Annotated in this window: 9 protein-coding genes; 2 read left to right on the forward strand and 7 right to left on the reverse strand. The window is 49.9% G+C overall.

Translation table 11 applies throughout. The features are described from left to right. Positions 1-194: 194 nt before the first annotated feature. Complete coding sequence (locus R2083_RS14290) at positions 195-902, reverse strand: Crp/Fnr family transcriptional regulator (RefSeq protein ID WP_317531887.1); 708 nt, start codon at positions 900-902, stop codon at positions 195-197. 185 nt (positions 903-1,087) lie between these two features. Between R2083_RS14290 and R2083_RS14295 the strand changes: the two genes are divergently transcribed. After that, a complete protein-coding gene (locus R2083_RS14295) occupies positions 1,088-1,246 on the forward strand; it encodes a DUF3309 family protein (protein WP_317531888.1) in 159 nt (52 codons plus the stop codon). A 163-nt stretch (positions 1,247-1,409) separates the two neighbouring features. Here the strand turns inward: R2083_RS14295 and smbP are convergent, their stop codons facing one another. Then, positions 1,410-1,751 (reverse strand): small metal-binding protein SmbP, encoded by a 342-nt coding sequence (gene smbP, locus R2083_RS14300; RefSeq protein ID WP_317531889.1) that lies wholly within the window; start codon positions 1,749-1,751, stop codon positions 1,410-1,412. A gap of 106 nt (positions 1,752-1,857) precedes the next feature. Next, positions 1,858-2,043 (reverse strand): CsbD family protein, encoded by a 186-nt coding sequence (locus R2083_RS14305; protein ID WP_317531890.1) that lies wholly within the window; start codon positions 2,041-2,043, stop codon positions 1,858-1,860. 435 nt (positions 2,044-2,478) lie between these two features. Between R2083_RS14305 and R2083_RS14310 the strand changes: the two genes are divergently transcribed. Next, positions 2,479-11,133, forward strand: coding sequence for a GH36-type glycosyl hydrolase domain-containing protein (locus R2083_RS14310; protein ID WP_411172547.1), 8,655 nt, complete (start codon positions 2,479-2,481; stop codon positions 11,131-11,133). 584 nt (positions 11,134-11,717) lie between these two features. On the opposite strand, the gene R2083_RS14315 is transcribed toward R2083_RS14310, so the two are convergent. The 4 genes from R2083_RS14315 to R2083_RS14330 all read right to left on the reverse strand — a co-directional run bounded on the left by R2083_RS14315 (position 11,718) and on the right by R2083_RS14330 (position 19,004). After that, complete coding sequence (locus R2083_RS14315; protein ID WP_317538845.1) at positions 11,718-12,395, reverse strand: class I SAM-dependent methyltransferase; 678 nt, start codon at positions 12,393-12,395, stop codon at positions 11,718-11,720. Positions 12,396-12,404: 9 nt separating this feature from the next. Further along, complete coding sequence (locus tag R2083_RS14320; protein WP_317538846.1) at positions 12,405-13,283, reverse strand: EamA family transporter; 879 nt, start codon at positions 13,281-13,283, stop codon at positions 12,405-12,407. Positions 13,284-13,567: 284 nt separating this feature from the next. Then, entirely contained in the window at positions 13,568-14,605 is a 1,038-nt protein-coding gene (locus tag R2083_RS14325) for a hypothetical protein (protein WP_317538847.1), read from the reverse strand. A 73-nt stretch (positions 14,606-14,678) separates the two neighbouring features. After that, the gene (locus tag R2083_RS14330) at positions 14,679-19,004 is read right to left on the reverse strand and encodes a hypothetical protein (protein ID WP_317538848.1); all 4,326 of its coding nucleotides are present in this window, start codon (positions 19,002-19,004) and stop codon (positions 14,679-14,681) included. Positions 19,005-19,033: the final 29 nt, after the last annotated feature.

A 19,033-nucleotide genomic window follows, 5' to 3' on the forward strand; every position in this document is an offset into this window, starting at 1 on the left:
TGATTAATCTACAAAGCCAATTTTTTGCAGCGAGAAATCACAAACCCGATGATTGATCGTTGAATGCCCCGGTTTTTCCGGGGATTCTCAGTGTTGAATCAAACCCAAGTGACCGGCTCTTTCCGCTGGCGAGAGTAAGCTTGTGATCGATTGATTGCGTGAAAAAATAGATGATCAGTGTCGTCAGACAAAGATCAGGGATGAAGTATACGATCGAATTCCTTCCTAACCACCTGATAGCATTCACAGACTCGTTCTTCCAATCCTTTCCGGTCCAGCACGATGATATGGCCGCGGCTGTATTGAATCAAACCTGCCTGTTGCAATTTTCCGGCCGCTTCAGTGACGCCTTCACGGCGTACGCCTAACATATTGGCAATTAATTCCTGCGTCATGGCCAATTCATTCGAAGAAAGACGATCGAGGCTTAGCAGCAGCCAGCGGCAGAGCTGTTGATCGACTGAATGATGCCGGTTGCACACCGCCGTTTGGGACATCTGGGTAATGAGTGCTTGTGTGTAGTTCAGCAATTTATGCAGTAGCGCGCCATGGCGGTTAAATTCTTGCATAAATAGCTGCTGCCGTACTCGATAGCAATATCCTGCGCTCTGCACTACGGCACGATTCGGCATGGTTTGCCCGCCCATGAAAAGAGCAATACCGACAACTCCCTCAAAACCGACCACGGCAATTTCCGCTGAGGCGCCATTCTCCATCACATACAGCAGCGATATGATGCAATCCATGGGAAAATAAACGTACTGGAGTTTTTCTCCTGATTCGTAAATCACATCGCCCAGGGGCATCTCGACCAGTTCAAGATGAGGAAAAATGCGCTGGTATTCTGTTTCCGGTAACGCCGTCAGGAGGTGGTTTTTTTTAGGGCTGCAGTGCGTATCCATCACGTAAACCCTCAAATTATTATCAACAATATAGAAAAAACTATATGCCTTGAGCTTTATAACATATTCCCGCTCAATACAGTGTGCGCTAGCGTACAGATTCTTCCGGGGATTATCGCTAGGCTGCCTGTGCTGTATTCAGATACGGCTTTTCAATTTAACATTCTTTGAGCAGGAGTATTTCCATGTCACTTAGCGCAATTTTACTTTTAATTATTATTTTGATGCTCGTTGGCGTCATACCCATCTGGCCACATAGCCGTGGGTGGGGATATGGACCGAGTGGCGGACTGGGGTTGATCTTGACCATTCTGTTGATCTTAATTTTATTAGAAAAAATATAACTGTAAGTACTCGTGTTGTATTCATTTCTTAGTTTTGAGAATTTCTCCCAAAAAATTGACAAAACTACCCGATAGCCGAACCGTATACCCTTCCAAAAGTTTAAAAAAAAGCAGCGGGGATTAACCCGCTGCTTTTTTATTGCTACCGGAATGAATTAAACCACTATGCAGCTTGTTTCAAATGAGCCACTGCTTCTTCAGCAGCTTTCTTTGCTAAATCCGTAGCTCCGGATTTACCTTGCTTAATTGCTTCGTCCAGGCTCTTAATACCGGCATCGATATGTACAGCGGCATTTTTTGCGGAAGTTTTTTCGGCTTTTGAAGCATTTGCATGGGTTTTTGCTTCTTCGGCATGTTTAGCGACAGTTTTTCCATCGGTTGCTTTGATCGCTGCCTCAGCATGCTGGATCGCTTCATCCAGATGACTTTCGGCTGCAAGAGCACTAAACGAGCAAAGCGATATGATTAAGACGATGGCAAATAGAATATTGGTTTTTATGTTCATTTTATAATTCCAGTTAAATGCGTATTCAATAGATTGAGTTGTTGCTCCGTAACAGCCAGCCCGGAAATTCCGGCCAGACTGTTACAGATCAGTCACATGCGCTTTGCTAGCAAGTTTTTTTAGCTTCTTTGATGTCTTCTTTGGCATCGCCGACACCCGCCTGAATTTTTCCGACATTTTTCTGGATATTGCCTTTTACTTCCATTTCTTTATTGTCCAATATTTTGCCGGCAACTTCTTTAGCTTTACCTTTGGTTTCTTCGAAACGGCCTTTCACTTGATCTTTGTTCATGATTGTCTCCTGACAATTAACTTCAAGCGATGATCAAAACATGGAATCACGTCTCGCATCACTTGTTTGTAAGCCTATATACATCGCTACATTCAGTCTGTGCGACAACGAACTTATCCTGAAATAAATACCGGATCACCCCGGTTTCTTGAGATTTGTGCAGCAAAAACAGGCATCGCCGGTAACCGGGTTTGCCACTCCGGAGAGATTCTATGTACGTTATCGCACATACGCCCCTATATTCCGATCAGTATAATTTCCTTCAAACACAGCAGCAGAGGCCTATTCATCGCTAGGGCAATCCGGATGCAGAAAGATTTTAATCATAGTTTCACCGAAGTAATAAACACAGCGTAATGGTTCTTGGCACATACAGCCTATAAAACCGGCGCTACGCTGACTTCCACAAGTTCGAGCAAGGAGAATGTTATTAACATCAAAGAGTTCGAATTTTCAGCACGTACACGAAACATACTCCACAATGCCCAGGATACGGAGTTATTACGCTCCGAGCTGTTCAGCATCGAGCAATTGAAACGTCACGGCGCAACGCTGGCTGGACAGTACGAGATCGATCCGCATCCTGGACCAGACCGGTTGTTGCCGCGATTAGCGGACAATGAACGCATCCTGCTAGCGGCCTATGACGTTGTGACCGCGGCAGCACCGGGACAACGAATCATTCCGGCGGAGGCTTGGCTGCTTGATAATTTTTATCTCATCGAACAGCAAATTGGTCAAGCGCGCCGGCATTTGCCACGCGGATACAGCCGCCAATTGCCGCGATTGGCAAATGGCCCGTCAGCCGGTTTTCCCCGCATTTATGATTTGGCATTGCAATTGATTTCCCACATGGATGGCCGTGTCGACAAGGAAAACGTCACCCAATTTATCGCCGCCTACCAGACAGTAGAACCGTTAAAACTCGGTGAATTATGGGCATTCCCGATCATGTTGCAGCTGGCGTTGATAGAAAACCTCCGCCGCGTCGCATTGCGTATCGCCCGCCGCCGCGAAGATCTCAACACGGCCATCAGCTGGGCGGATCGCATGCTTGCGACCGCTGAGAATAAGCCGAAGCAGCTGATCCAATTGCTGGCCGAATTCGCCAATGCCGATGTACCCTTGACTGCGCCGTTTGTAGAGGAATTCTATGCCCGGCTCCAGGCTCAAGGACCTGCGATGGCATTCGTTCAAACCTGGCTTGAACAAAAGCTGTTAGAACAAGGTGTAACGGCAACACAACTATCAGAGTCGGCCGGCCGCACCGCAGCGGCCAATCAGATCTCCATCGCCAACAGTATCGGCAGTCTGCGTGTTATCGATACCATGAACTGGCGGGATTACGTTGAGTTACTCAGTGTTGTCGAAGAGATATTGCGTGAAGATCCGGCGGGGATGCACATCTGCCAGGATTTTGCCACCCGCGACCGCTACCGGCATGTCATCGAGGATGTGGCAAGGAGCAGCTCGCACAGTGAACCGGAAGTGGCACGGGAAGCTATTGTTCTGGCCCAGGCAGCGGCAGAACGGCTTGATGTCAGTGATCGTACCGCCCATGTTGGATATTATCTGATCAGTCACGGCCGGCTGGTACTGGAACGCGCAACCGGTTTCCGGCCCTCGTGGAAATTACGGATTAGCCGCGCGAGCCGGCATTTCAATCTATTCCTTTATCTGGGTCCGATTCTGCTGCTCAGCGTATTGACTGCATCGGCCGCACTGTTTGCGTTCGACGATCTCGGGCTGCAAGACTGGCGCTATTGGTTTTTTGCGATGACCGGCATCATTGCGGCATCGGCATTGGCGGTGCCACTGGTCAATTTATTCGTTACGCTTATTTTTCCTCCGCGCACATTGCCAAGGCTGGATTTTTCCAGTGGTATCCCAGCGGCTCACCGCACCATGGTGGTCGTTCCCACTTTGCTGAGCAAACCGCAGGAAATCGATGATCTGCTCGAAGCCCTGGAGATCCGCTATCTCGGCAATCGTGACTCCAATCTGTTCTTTGCCTTGCTGACGGATTTCCGCGATGCGCCGCAATGCACACAACCGGAAGATGACGCATTACTGGCGTATGCGCGTACAGCTGTGCAGAGACTCAATGCCGCTTACCAAGACGACCGTCCGTGCATTTTCTATTGGTTTCACCGCCCGCGGGTGTGGAACCCTTACGAACAAGTATGGATGGGCTACGAGCGCAAGCGCGGCAAACTGGAGCAATTCAATGCCTTACTGCGCGGCGCAGCCAAAACGGCATTTTCGGAGATCGCCGGAGAGATTTCCATCTTGGAATCGATCCAATACGTCATCACGCTGGATACCGACACGCAGCTTCCCCGCGATGCGGCACGCACTCTGATCGGTAACATCGCCCATCCGCTCAACCGGCCGGTATACGATACTGAAAAGCGGCGCATCGTCGAAGGCTATGCGATTCTGCAACCACGTGTTTCCATCAGCTTAACCAGCGCGGGCCAATCGCGGTTTACAAAATTGTTTGCCGGTGAATCGGGCATTGATCCCTATTCACGCGAAGTATCCGATGTGTATCAAGATATTTTTGGCGAGGGGTCATTCATCGGTAAAGGGATTTACGATGTGGATGCCTTTCGTCAGGCTGTCGATGGCTGTTTTCCCGAAAACCTTATTCTGAGCCACGACTTGCTGGAAAGCGGATATGCCCGTTGCGCGCTGGTAACCGATGTTGATCTCATCGAAGAACATCCGGCCAGTTACGCCATAGAAGCCAGCCGTCGGCACCGCTGGATACGCGGCGATTGGCAACTTGCGGGCTGGTTGCTGCCGCACGTACCCGGGCCACCCGGCTCCGAACAAGCAAAAACAAAGCGGCAACCGAATCCGCTCACTGCATTATTAATATGGAAAATATTCGACAACCTCCGGCGCAGCCTCGTGTCGCCGTCGCTGTTGGCTTTACTGGCAGGAGGCTGGCTATTCGGTCCGGGACACGCATGGTTCTGGACTCTGCTGGCCGCAAGCGTAGTGTTTTTGCCCATCTTGCTGGGAACGCTGATCGAATTCATCCGTAAACCGGCAGAACGGGATTGGCTGGTGCACATTAATTTGACCGGCATTTTAGCAGGCCGCCCCATTACGCTCGCTGTGCTGACTTTGATTCTACTGCCATACGATGCGTTGATCAGTCTGGGTGCAATCGTGCGTTCGGGATTGCGCATGTTGTTTACGCGTCACGGCTTGATGCTGTGGCACTTGCCATCCTATACGCATCGCAATGCGCGCCGCACCTTGGCCGATTTTGTGCAGGAGATGTGGATCGGACCGGCCTCGGCGGTGTTGTTGTTCCTGTTATTGGCACACAATCAATCCGCTGGATTGTTGTCCTGCGCACCGGTTTTGTTAGGCTGGTTATTGTCACCGGTTGTTGGCTGGTGGATCAGCAAACCGCTTTCATCGCCAGTACCTCAACTGACGGCCGATCAGCTTGTGTTTCTGCGCACATCCGCCCGGCGGACGTGGCGCTACTTCGCGCAGTTTGCGGGTCCGCAGGACAATTGGCTGCCACCCGACAATTTTCAGGAGCATCCGGCCAAAGCTATTGCCACACGCACATCTCCAACGAATATCGGCATGTCATTGCTGGCCGATTTGGCTGCATATGATTTTGGTTATATCTCCGCGGGCGAATTCCTGCATCGGACTCAAAACACCCTGGAAACGATGGAAAAGCTGGAACGCTACTCCGGCCATTTTTACAACTGGTATGACACGCGCACACTTAAACCATTGCACCCGCAATATATTTCTTCCGTGGATAGCGGCAATCTGGCCGGTAGTTTGCTCACTTTGCAAGCAGGATTGATCGAGTTGAAAGATCAACCGGTTCTTTCAGCCAATGCGTTTCAAGGGTTGCAGGATACCTTGTCTGTGCTCGCAGAGCATGTACCCGCATCACCTGCCTCGAATCTTGCACAGCGTGTCAAAGCGCTTGAAGATAATCTGCGCACACTGATAGCGAATGGGCCGCCGCACACATTGGCAGCTGTGGATAGCTCGCTGGAGAAAATTCGTTTTATTGGCGAAGAGTTGGTGACCTGGCTGCCTGCAAATATCGATATCGATGGCGAACTGTATTACTGGGTACGGGCATTCAATCAGCAAATTAGCGCACTCCAAGAGGATCTTCGATACTTGGTACCTGAACCGCAGAATTTTCACCACATTCCGGCATTGCTGGAATTGATCAAGGGAAATGCGGCAGATACTGAAACGCAGCTTCCAACCGGAACCATCAGAAGTGCACGGGAACGAATCACTCTTATCAATGATCTGGCGGATCGTTGCCGCAAGCTCGCGATCATGGATTTTGAGTTTCTCTATGACAAATCGCGCGACTTGCTGGCCATCGGCTACGATGTAGGCGAACGGCGCCGCGATCAATCCTGTTACGATCTGCTGGCTTCCGAAGCGCGCTTAGCCAGTTTCTTGCTCATCGCGCAAGGACAGATACCGCAAAGGCATTGGTTTTCACTTGGCCGTCTGCTGACCAGTCATGGCAGTAACGTGAGCCTGATTTCCTGGAGCGGCTCAATGTTCGAGTACCTGATGCCGCGTCTGATTATGCCCAGTTACGAAAACACGTTATTGGAGCAAACCTGCAAAGCCGCCGTGTTGCGCCAGATCGAATACGGCAGGCAACGCGATGTACCATGGGGAATTTCCGAATCCTGCTATAACACCACCGACCTGCATCAAGTCTATCAATATAGGGCATTCGGTGTGCCAGGACTGGGCTTCAAGCGAGGCCTGGGAGATGATCTGGTCATTGCGCCTTACGCCAGCGCGCTGGCGTTGACCGTGATGCCGCGCGAAGCGTGCGTTAACCTGCAAATGCTAGCTGCCAATGGCTTACTCGGCGCGTATGGATTTTATGAGGCCGTCGATTACACGCCATCGCGCGTGCCGCGTGGCAAGACACGTTCTATTGTGCGCACCTTCATGGCGCATCACCAAGGCATGAGCCTGCTGGCCTTCGCGCATGTATTGCTCGATCATCCGATGGAACGCCGCTTTATGTCCGATCCGCTCGCCCAAGCGACAAAATTGTTGCTGCAAGAACGTGTACCGAAGAAAGGCGCAACATTACATCCTCATGCGGCGGAAGTCAGCGCCGCAGCGCGCCCGGCGGCCGCAGAAGCCGGTGCTATCATGCGGGTTTTCACCAACCCGGACACGCTGATACCGGAAGTGCATCTATTGTCCAACGGTCAGTATCACGTCATGGCGACTCATGCCGGTGGCGGTTACAGCCGCTGGCGCGATATGGCCGTTACCCGCTGGCGCGAGGATGCCACTTCCGATAGCTGGGGCACCTTCATTTATTTGCGTGATCGTGATTCCGGACAGTATTGGTCCACCGCGTATCAGCCCACGCTGCGCAAAGCCGATCACTATGAAGCGATTTTCGTACAAGCGCGCGCGGAATACCGCCGCCGCGATCAGGCGATTGAAACGCACACTGAGATCAGCGTTTCACCCGAGGACAATGTGGAAATCCGCCGTGTCACGCTCACTAACCAATCACTCCGTATCCGTCACATTGAAGTAACGAGTTATGCGGAAGTAGTGCTGGCAGCGCTGAATTCAGACCTGGCTCATCGCACGTTCAGTAATTTGTTCGTGCAAACGGAAATAGTCCCCGATAAACAGGCGATTCTCTGCACACGGCGGCGGCGCACACCGGAAGAACAGATTCCCTGGATGTTTCATCTCATGGCGGCACCGGGTGCGGTAATTGGCGAGCCGTCTTATGAAACGGACCGTGCGAAATTCATCGGGCGCGGGCGGACGGCGTTTAATCCAGTGGTATTGGATAAGAATAATCGTTCGTCAGTCTTGTCGAACACGGACGGTTCGGTGCTTGATCCGATCGTATCCATCCGCCGCACCATTACTTTGCTGCCGGATGAATCGGCCACGGTGCAGATCATCTCGGGTGTGGCAAGTACGCGTGAAGGCGCTTTGGCGTTGCTGGAAAATTATTGCGACCGGCACTTCGTGGAACGCGCTTTTGAAATGGCATGGTTCCAGAGTCAGGAAGTGCTGCGCCTCATCAACGCCACCGAAACCGATGCGCAGATCTACGGCCGCCTTGCGAGCTCCATCATATTCAGCAATGCATTGCGGCGCGCTGCTCCCAGCATCATTGCCCGCAACCAGTTGGGTCAATCCGGGCTTTGGCGCTTTGCTATTTCAGGTGATTTACCGATCGTACTGATTAGAATCGGTAACCTGAATCGTATCGATTTGGTCAAACAAGCGCTGCAAGCGCATGCCTACTGGCGCATGAAAGGCTTGGCCGTCGACCTGGTGATCGTGAACGAAGATTTTTCGGGTTACCGGGCAACTTTGCACGACCAGGTCATAGGTTTGATTAATGCGGGATCGGACGGGCAAATCATTGACAAGCCCGGCGGGGTTTTCGTGCGGCGTACCGAAGAACTGACCGAAGATGAAAGAGTCTTGCTCCAGACGGCTGCTCGTATCGTATTTAGCGACACGTCCGAAACATTGATCGAGCCATTGGAACGCCGCATATCATCCGAACGGGTTTCGGATCTCCTGGAGCCCCGGTTACTGCCGGTCTCTGAACCAGTAACCCCGTTGCCAATACGCGAACGGATATTTTACAACGGTTTGGGGGGATTTACGCCCGATGGGCGCGAGTATGTCATTACGTTGGAACCCGGTAAAAGTACGCCCGCACCGTGGGTCAATGTCATTGCCAGTCCGCACATCGGCACGGTTGTGAGTGAGAGCGGCAGTGCCTATACCTGGGTGGAAAACGCGCACGAATTCCGCTTGACCACTTGGCACAACGATCCACTGAGCGACAGCAGCGGTGAAATGTTCTACATCCGCGATGACGATAGCGGGGTGTTCTGGTCACCAACGCCCTTGCCAAGCGGCGGTCAATCCGGATATGTATGCCGCCATGGGTTTGGATACAGCGTATTCGAACATTACCAGGTGGGGATTTCTTCGGAACTGCATACCTATGTCGCTATGAATGCGCCGGTGAAATTCGTGGTGATCAAGCTACGCAATCATTCCAAGCGCGCACGGCGATTATCGCTAACCGGCTACTGGGAACTGGTACTCGGTGAATGGCGGCACACTAATTTAATGCACATTGTGACTGAAGTGGAGCCGCATAGTGGAGCGCTGTTGGCTCGCAACGCGTACGGCCGCGAATACGCCAAACGAGTTGTCTTTGTGAAAGTGAGCGAACAAGAATGCTCAGTGACCGGAAATCGCACCGAGTTCATTGGCCGCAATGGCTTGTTGTCGAATCCAGCGGCAATGCGGCGCAAACGCTTGTCCGGCAAGACAGGCGCAGGTCTCGATCCATGCGCTGCAATCCAGACGCAAATCGAACTGGCTGCAGGACAAGAACGCGAAATCGTGTTTCTCTTCGGCGCAGCGCAAAGCACCGGCGAAGCGCAGCAGTTTATCGAACAATATGGTGGAATTTCAGGCGCCCGGCAAGCATTGGAAGAGGTGTGGAACTACTGGAACCACACGCTGAGCGCGGTACGTGTAGAAACACCGGATCCTGCTTTGGATGTTCTGACCAATGGCTGGCTTATCTACCAAACACTATCCTGCCGGTTCTGGGGCCGTAGCGGATATTATCAGTCCGGTGGCGCGTACGGTTTCCGCGATCAATTGCAGGACAGTATGGCACTGATTCATGCCACACCGTGGCTTGCCCGTGATCAACTCATACGTTGCGCCGGACGGCAATTTCTGCAAGGCGATGTGCAGCACTGGTGGCATCCCCCCAACGGGCAAGGCGTGCGCACGCATTTTTCCGATGATTATCTGTGGCTGCCGTATGTGACCTGCCATTATGTGCTGGCGACTGGCGATACCGGTGTACTGGATGAATCGATCCACTTTCTGGAAGGCCGCGAGTTATATCCGGAAGAAGAAGCGTACTACGACCAGCCTCAGCGTTCCGCAGAAGCAGCAAGCCTTTACGAGCATTGCATACGCGCCATTAAACATGGCCTGCGCTTTGGGGAACATCAGTTACCCCTGATAGGATGCGGAGACTGGAATGATGGCATGAATCATGTCGGCCGCGATGGCAAGGGCGAAAGTGTCTGGCTGGCATGGTTCTTGTACGCAAACCTTCAGCTGTTTTCCGGCTTGGCACAGAGCCGGGGAGACCAAGCTTTCGCCGATGTTTGTGACGAACAGGCTAAATTGCTGAGCAACCATATCGAGGCCAATGCCTGGGACGGAGAATGGTACCGGCGAGCCTATTTCGATGACGGCACACCGCTCGGCTCGTCCAGCAACGATGAATGTCAAATCGATTCAATCAGTCAGAGCTGGGCAGTCATTTCAGGTGGCGGAAACACCGTGCGTGCCCGGCAAGCGATGACAGCAGTCGACAAGCGCCTGATACGGCGCGATAAGCAGCTAGCTCAGCTGTTCGATCCTCCCTTTGATCAATCAGAACTTGAACCCGGGTATATCAAGGGTTATGTTCCCGGCATCCGTGAAAATGGCGGGCAGTATACCCATGCTGCGATTTGGTCTGCGATGGCATTTGCCCTGCTAGGTGACCGGGAACGCACCTGGGAATTGTTTGCCATGCTCAATCCCCTTAACCACGGCCGGACACCGGCGGAGATCGAGCGTTATAAAGTCGAGCCGTACGTCATGTGCGCGGATATTTATGGGGTAGCACCCCATGTCGGACGAGGCGGTTGGACTTGGTATACCGGTGCAGCAGGCTGGATGTACCGGCTGACCGTGGAAACACTGCTCGGTCTGCGATTGGAAGTAGACCATTTACGCATAACCCCGTGCATCCCGGCGCAGTGGAAGTCGTACATCATCCACTACCGCTTTCGTGAGACTTTCTATCACATCACCGTTAAATGCAACGGTACGGAATTAAGTCATGCGATGCATATAACGGTGGATGGTAACGTGATCGATAGCATAGTCACCGGTAAGCCAGGACGGCCACAAGGTATGATTCCGCTTGTAAATGACCGGCAGGTTCACCACGTTGCGGTGGATTTGAGTTAACTGCCAAAATGTCTTCGCGTTTATTCGGTTTTTTTGACTTCGATGAAGATCAATGACAAACCGTTGATCAGCAAACTTATATCGAGTCAACATTCCTCATCGTCGTAGTTCTGTCACGACATGAAAATTATTGTTTCTGAAGTCATCAAAATCAATCAGCTTGATTCCAAAACGATCAATGAATTTGTTATAAACAAGATTCATCGGCATCATTATTGTCTACTGTACTACCTTACACAGCCGGGCTTAATAAACCGCCGGATTTCCTGTCGACCCAATAAGATCAATCGAGTGCGTTTGTATATGTTCCTTTAGAGTATTCTCCTGGATACTGTAAACAACCCTGAGATTTCTTACACCTAATTTGATTACTACTCAGAGGCGATCTTAATCTCTACAGTTTTTAAAAACTAGTACCCTTCTCTGCCACGCCTATCATAAACATACACAAAAAAGGCTATTTACAACCGTTCCGTACGAAATCCACAAGAATCGGCCGCAATAGCGAGAAACCTTATCAATCAAGACAATCAAAACCGGATAAATTGAAAAGCAAAACCATCATGGATACTTGATTACAAGAATCATATGACTCCCATCCTCGCTACATCGTTACTTGCGGGTTTGCTGGCAAAGTATAAGGAGATGGGACCTACCAAGGTTCGGTAAAACGCAACCTCCCGCACTGGATCAAATCCCGCATCCGCCATAAAAACCGGCAGCAGACCCAGCATATGATCGTGAATCTCTTCAAACCAGCGCACGAACCAAGAAATCAACCACATGCCGGCATCATGCGGCGCGCCAAAATCCGCCACATGCAGCTCGCCGCCGGGCTTGAGCACGCGAAACGCTTCCCGGAGCGCTTGCTGCTTATCTTCTCTCGTCAGATGATGCAGCATCAAACTGGCGAATACACGATCAAAACTTTCATCCGGATAAGGCAGACAGGTTGCCGAACCTTGTTGCAGGGTGATGTTTTGCTCCGCTTTCTCGATCTTTTCGCGTGCGATGTTCAAAGCCTGCAAATCCATATCCAGTGCATGAACTACCGCACCCGGTTCGGTTTGTTTGATCAGCAACGTCAGCGTTCCGGTACCGCAACCCATGTCCAAAACTGTCTGCCCGGACTGCACTTTGGCTTGCGCAATCAATGCCGCCTTGATTCCCGATTCGGGAAAGAGCCACCGCATCATAGGATCGTAGTAACGCGTCAGCCAGTGAAAATGGAACGCCGGGATGAAAGTGGGCCGTTTGTCCATAAAATCAGATTAACTCCGGTAGTTGCGTGCGGCGAGGCGGGTTGCCAGCAAATTTATACAAAGACCCGCAATAATTAAAGTGGCGGCACCGATTTTCCACGGATGGATGGGTTCGTTCAATACCCATGCGGAACTCGCAAACCCAAACACCGGCACAAGCAGCGAAAATGGCGCCACTGTCGCCGCCGGATAATGACTCATTAACCAGTTCCACGCCGCAAAGCCCAGCAGGGTAACCGGGTACGCATTATAGCCAATGGCGGCGGCAGAGCGCCACGTGAGCCCGGATAAACTTTCGAGATCCCAGAAGTTTTGTTCAAAGATGAATGACACCAGCAAAAGCGGCGGCCATGCAACGAAACTTCCCCAAACGACCAGCGCCAGCATATCAATCTTACCAAGCCGTTTGGAAATCAGATTGCCCGCACTCCACGAAGCCGCTGCTGCAATGATCAACCCCATGCCCAGCGCCGAAATATCGCCGCCCAGATTGGCGGCGACAAGCCCGATACCGGAGAATGCAATAATCGCCCCGGCGATCTGCCAGCCGGACGGCTTTTCATGCAAAAACATGACGGCCAGCAAGATGGTAAAAAACACCTGAACTTGCAACAGCAACGAAGCGAGACCTGCTGTTGTTCCAGCAGCCATGCCAAAAAATAGCAAAGTGAATTGCAACGCGAACATGACCAACCCGAAAGCTGCCACTTGCCGGAAAGCGATGTTAGACCGCCGGATGAAGAAGACCGCCGGAAACGCCGCAAAAAAGAACCGCAACGCGCACAGCAGAATCGGCGGCAACTCCTCAAGCCCGGCCTTGATCATGACGAAATTGAATCCCCAGATCACCGCCACCGCGATGGCCAGCGCAATATGCTGCAGGTGCATTATTTTTTGTGCTTAATGTAAGTTAAATTCCCGGAATCATAAGTCATCATGGTATCCGGCGTATCTGGAAAAATACCGGAAATCTCCATTGCCAAGATTGTTGAAGCACTGGGGTGCAAGTGAGTAGTGTCTTGAGTGTTGCCAGTTCGAGATTTTTTGGAGACGTTATGTCAATGGTAAGGTTTGATTTTCAGGGCGTTGCGCATCGTCATTCCGGCGCAGGTGGGAATCCAGGATTGCACGCGGCATGACGGGAATGCCGGAGTTCCTTACGTCACTTCAACCTAGCTAAACATTTTATGCAAATATTGCCTTATTCTGGAAAATGGTGAAGCTGTTTTGACGGTTTTCTCATCCTTCCATTGCGCAATGGCTTTCTTGGCTCGCTCACCGGTGATACGAGTCGGCCGATTAACCAGAAAATGATCAACTTCAGCATCTTCAGGATAAATATTATCGATATAAGGATCATGTTGTGTAACGGCAACCGGTATACGGTTACCATCCTTAGCCGCACTGATTACGAAACTGCCACCTTGCTGTGCCTGCAAAATGCCAAATTCCGGATAATCATCACACCAAACTTTAATATTCTTGAAACCAGCATCTGCAATAATTTGCAATAAATCCGCCTCTGCATAGACTCGCATTTCAAGTGTCGAACCTTCTCCTCCATGCCAGGTTAACCGGTCATATACCTCTATACTCTGATCTTTGCGTTGATTAACCAACAGCATACCTTGCTGATCCCGGACAATTCCAAACTGATTCAAATGCGGAAAATGTTCAACCGTTCTTGGCAACATCGTATAAGGGACTGTCAACAACATCAGTCCGTCCGGTTTTAACAAATGCCAACTGTTAACAAATGCGACATGACGGGGTGGCGAAACATGCTCATAAACATCAGAACTAATCAGTAAGTCATAACTACCTACCACCATATTTTCTATATTGCAAATGTCTAGGTATGGTTCTGTATGGTAAAAATAATTCGTGTAGTCAAATAGATTATTAAGTTTATCAGCATAATGCGGCGCATCACTCAACCCCAGCGCTTTTTGGTTCCGGTCAGGTGAAAAATTAGCAAGCGAAACTGGTTTGCCATAAAAATGGTGTGACAGTGCAAACATCAATGCACGAAAACGGACAATCGATCCACAGTGTTGGCACGCTCCCCCCTCGCGGTGAAAATCCGGCACTACCATAGACTCTTTGCCACAAAGATTGCAGGTGTATTGTTTGTAATCCGGTGCAGACATATTGAAGAACCAGTGAATGATGCTTAGTTTGGAAGAGAGGGCTGAGGAAAGATAAATCACCTATTCCATGCGCGTTGAATGTACTGAAAGCCGCCTAGGTTGTCAAACACTGGGATAACTGATCGAAATTGAATCAACATGATCTTTTGGTCAAATCGATTCCGATGACTGTTATGTCATCAACTTCCGGAAATTCCGGAGAAATGTGCTGCCAATGCTTCTGCAGTGCTTCAACCAGCCTGATGAAATCCAGTCGACCACTATCATGGATTTCCCAGTGACGTTGTTCACCTCGATATATGAGAACTAAAACACCCCGATTAGATCGATCATCCCGCAAGTAGTCACCACAAAGCTGATTTTCAAGTCGTTCAAATAGCTTTGGCCCGCTCCAGTTATCCGCAAGCTTGAGTTCAACAGGAACAGGGCCATCAAAGCTCATTCCCTTGAATCTCAGGTCAATCCTCTTGGCATCGGCCAATTCCTCTTCCTGTTGAATGGAGTAGCGCCCAAATGCCTTCTCACGCAACTCTCGTCCAATGAATTTGCGCATCTCAGTTTCGAGTGTAATCTTTTGTAGAGTACTGGCAATGCTGCTGTCACCATGCTCCAAGTCGTGCTTGAGATCCTCAAGCCGCAAAACAGCCAGCTCATACAATTCTTTATGATTGCTCGGAGTACGCTCCAATTGATCGTTAAATTCTTTCACTTGCTCAGGCTTCCAGACCTCGATATCGCCGTCTTGTTCGGCTTTCGTTTTTGCTTGAAGCAGCGCCCATTGCCGGGATTTTTCGTTTGGATGCGTCTCGGCAATTTTCCTCAGCGCTTGAAATGATTCTTTACCGGGAATTTGATTCAGTAACTTGAACAAATTACTCCGTGCATCTTGCGCATCATCTCTTAATCCGGGTGAATATACGCCTTTTCCAGCACGATCGATGTCGTCTTCACGTCGAATATATTTGTGCATCAGCAGATAAAGCGATTTCAAATGTTGCGGTGTTTTGAATGCCTGCCGCACCGCAGAGCTATCAGTACTACGCCCGCCTAGCAGTTGGGTAACAAAAACCATCGCGAACAAAGTTTGTTGCTCCGGATCGGATATCGACTCAATGCGGGCAATGAGCACTGACATTGCTTCATCGGGTGTAACGCTCATCCATACGGCAAACCAGCGAGCCACATGATCCCACTCCATCAAATTGTGGCATTTTTGAGAAGCCAACGCTTCAATCTGATTATCTGTTAATGCCGAACCTTGAACAACCTTGAGCAGCTTATCAAGGTTAGCCAGATTCTTTGGTTCCATGCCGTTCAGCAGATCATACAATTCCGGTGCAATTTGATCCCAAGCCCACTGTCCTGTCCAGCTCAAATCGCTGATGATGTAATGCGTTGGAGTATCCTGCGTTTCTATCGACAATTCATAGCGGATTTCTTGCATGAGAAAATCGCTTACAAGCTGCGGGTATGTTTCAAAAAACCGGGGAAACCACACCGGAAAACCGTTCAATTCAAAGCTTGCATACCTGCAAGCCAGTTCGACTGTTTCGGGATTGAAATGCTTCGGCCAATCTGTGGTCTCATGAGCTTCAATTTCAAGACCAATCAACCCAATAATGACGTTATAAGTTGTTTCATTGAGCGGTGCGCCTTCTGATCGTAATTTCGGTTTGTAATGCCGCCAAAAACAAACAGTGCTATCGCGATAAAATCGCGCAACTTTTTCCCCGTATTCGGGTATCAGTGCTCGCCAGTTATAATCGGTCCAGCGGTTCGTTGAATTTTTCTTTTTCCGGGTTTGATCAAAGAGATAAAGCAAATCATTTGTCAGAATCCCAGGATTCTCACGAAGTGCGGCTGAAGCTTCGTCAAGTTTCTCGTTGAAGTATTCCTTCCAGTCTGCATGATATTTTTGCTGTTGTTTTTGGTAAGCCTTATGCTGCCTGTTCGATTTCGATTCCTCCTGTTTCAGGCGTCGATAAATTAAATCTTGTGCAGGAGGCTTTAAATAAGAACTAAGGCGCTCGGATAGCTCCTTACTGTCAGCAACCAGTTTTTTCAGTTGCCTACGCCAGACAGCTGTTCGACCAGCTTTTTTGTAAAGATCAAAAGCCAATGACAAAGCAACCAAGCGATCATCCAGAAACGTTCGATTGGAAATTTCTTCGGTAATAGATTCAAAATCGCTTTCCTCGAATCGCCAGAACGGCCGGAATGGAATTTGAAAAAACTCGGTCAGCCGTGCCCCATTGTTTTTGTTCCTAGCATTTCTGGACTTTCGCACTTCGTACCAAAATAACGCGCTATTCAACTCCTTCCATACAGGAATCAGCTTTGAGAACTCTGCTTTGACATCGGATGAGCGATCGATTCCGTACTCACGTACTGAAGACAGTTTATACAGAATTTCGAGTGCATCCGGTTCGAGTGAAGCAGAATGACGAATTGAAGTCAATCGTTCAACAGCCTTGCAGGCTGGTGCAATCAACCAGTGAAATTGCTCGGATATTTCACAAAGTGGCCGTTCGATGAGTGGCGGAAAGTCAAGCAATCTGTTTAAGCCAGCAACAAGTTGGGGAAGCAGGTCAATATCAGCAACTTCAACGAATGCAGATAAGTTGTAAAGCAAATTATCCGCGATGGGATTTTCCGTCGGCTCGACCTTCTCCAAACATGCCAATAGCCAAATCAGCGCCTTCTCTGTCGGATTTATGAATTCCACAAGCTCGGCAAGCCATTCACGGCTAAGTCTTGGTGCTTCGGCTAGAAAATTTTGACGGACATGTTCTTGATCTTCTTTGGAACCAATTGCTTTGATGGCTCTGAATGCCACGATGCGCACATAACGTTCCGCCTGAGGATTGAGGGCAACCTCCATGACTTCCTGCCGTGCACCTTCAAGCTGTCCGATCCATACCATACGAAGCAGGAATGCTTTCAGGTCGTCATTATCCGCATACTCCCGGAGCAATGCCAGCACGTCATCGGTTAGATCGGGACCTGCAAATCGCTGCACTGCTGCTTTGTCTCGCATGGTACCGTCCGTCGCATAATCAGCCATTTGTTTGCAAACATCGTGCAGTACGTTCCTGCGTACTTCCCAAGGTAACTGACTTGGATCACCTCCTTCGAAAAGGATTTCTGGCGACAGTTTACGGATACGATCTCTGATCTTTTCATCCCACAGAATCAACCAAGGCAAGATGGGGCGCAGCGTGGGGGCGACAATATCCAAACCGTATTGATTGCGAAAGAATAATGCTTCGATATTCCGTCGCGATGTTTCACGCTTGAACAATCCGTCAAACCACTCGGCGGTTAAGTATTCTCGTACCGAACGATGATGAAAGCGCACCGTGCCATAAATCGCTTCATCGAAAATTGGCAATGACAACAGTGTCGATTGATCCTTGCTATTCCAATCCGGCAGTACGGATCGAACATCGATTCCTTTGGAATTAGCGCTACCATCCGGAACCTTGATTGTTGATTCACGCATCAGTGTCGCTGCTGCTGCCAGTAATCTTGCTCCCTGTCGAGCACGCTCTGCCGAAAGCGGACTGACATCGGCGCGATCCGGGTCGCGTTCAGTTAATCTGCGATCAATGCTATTTCTCATGATCTCAAGACGGCTCCCGATCCGGCCTTGAATAAGCCAGAATCCGGTTAATTCCTCCAAGTCCTGAGGACGCGCTGTAAACGACCACGCATCCGCGCGTTCCACTGCGTCAAGAAAAGCCTTGCTATCCGCGATTCCTCGCGCTTTGACAAAAACTTTGATTTGATCGGATGCAAGATCATCCAATGCAACGATCCTGAAAAATGAATCATTTTCTTTCTTCGGGATGGTTTCGGTTAGCACGCTTCCGTCAGGTTGAATCGCTTCTTCCGATTCAACAATATTTGCTTTTGGATCGTGCTTTGATGTAGCAGCTGGTGCATAGGGAAAGCAATCGTTGCAATAATTGAGATCAGTTTTAGGCCGCCACGCTGTTGTTCGACCGGTGATGACAATATGCGCACGGTCTTTTGCGGAACTAATTTTTCGGCTCAATTTGCGAATCGCCAGTTCGAAGTCACGGGGATTTCGAAGACGTGCCTCATCTACCGAATCGAGAAAAAGCCATCCTTCGTTGTTTGATGTTAACCACGCAACAAATTCTTCGTAAGTTCCTTCTTCAAAAGAATCTTCAAATTCTTCAGCAACATGTTCCAGGCGAAGAAAGAACGCTGATTTTCCTTGGTTTCTAAGTGAGTGTGCGATGTTACGGATTTCGGTCGTTTTGCCCGAACCGGCTTCGGATAAAATAACCAAGCGGTACTCTTGAACCAGATCCGGCCAGCGCAGGCGCTTATCAGTAGGAAGCCATTGACTGAAGTCCGTGTCATCGCTTTCATTTGCTTCTTTCGGCAGATCACGAAAAGTCCTATGAAGTTCGATAAACTTATCTGTCATTTCACTTTTCCAATCGTGATTGAGTCAAT

Source organism: Nitrosomonas sp. Is35, assembly GCF_033063295.1.
In the GTDB taxonomy this organism is placed as follows: Bacteria; Pseudomonadota; Gammaproteobacteria; order Burkholderiales; family Nitrosomonadaceae; genus Nitrosomonas.

Coding starts and splice junctions, on each gene's coding strand:
- R2083_RS14330 (WP_317538848.1), bottom strand. CDS start 19,004: ATGACAGATAAGTTTATCGAACTTCATAGGACTTTTCGTGATCTGCCG.
- R2083_RS14320 (WP_317538846.1), bottom strand. CDS start 13,283: ATGCACCTGCAGCATATTGCGCTGGCCATCGCGGTGGCGGTGATCTGG.
- R2083_RS14295 (WP_317531888.1), top strand. CDS start 1,088: ATGTCACTTAGCGCAATTTTACTTTTAATTATTATTTTGATGCTCGTT.
- R2083_RS14315 (WP_317538845.1), bottom strand. CDS start 12,395: ATGGACAAACGGCCCACTTTCATCCCGGCGTTCCATTTTCACTGGCTG.
- smbP (WP_317531889.1), bottom strand. CDS start 1,751: ATGAACATAAAAACCAATATTCTATTTGCCATCGTCTTAATCATATCG.
- R2083_RS14290 (WP_317531887.1), bottom strand. CDS start 902: ATGGATACGCACTGCAGCCCTAAAAAAAACCACCTCCTGACGGCGTTA.
- R2083_RS14305 (WP_317531890.1), bottom strand. CDS start 2,043: ATGAACAAAGATCAAGTGAAAGGCCGTTTCGAAGAAACCAAAGGTAAA.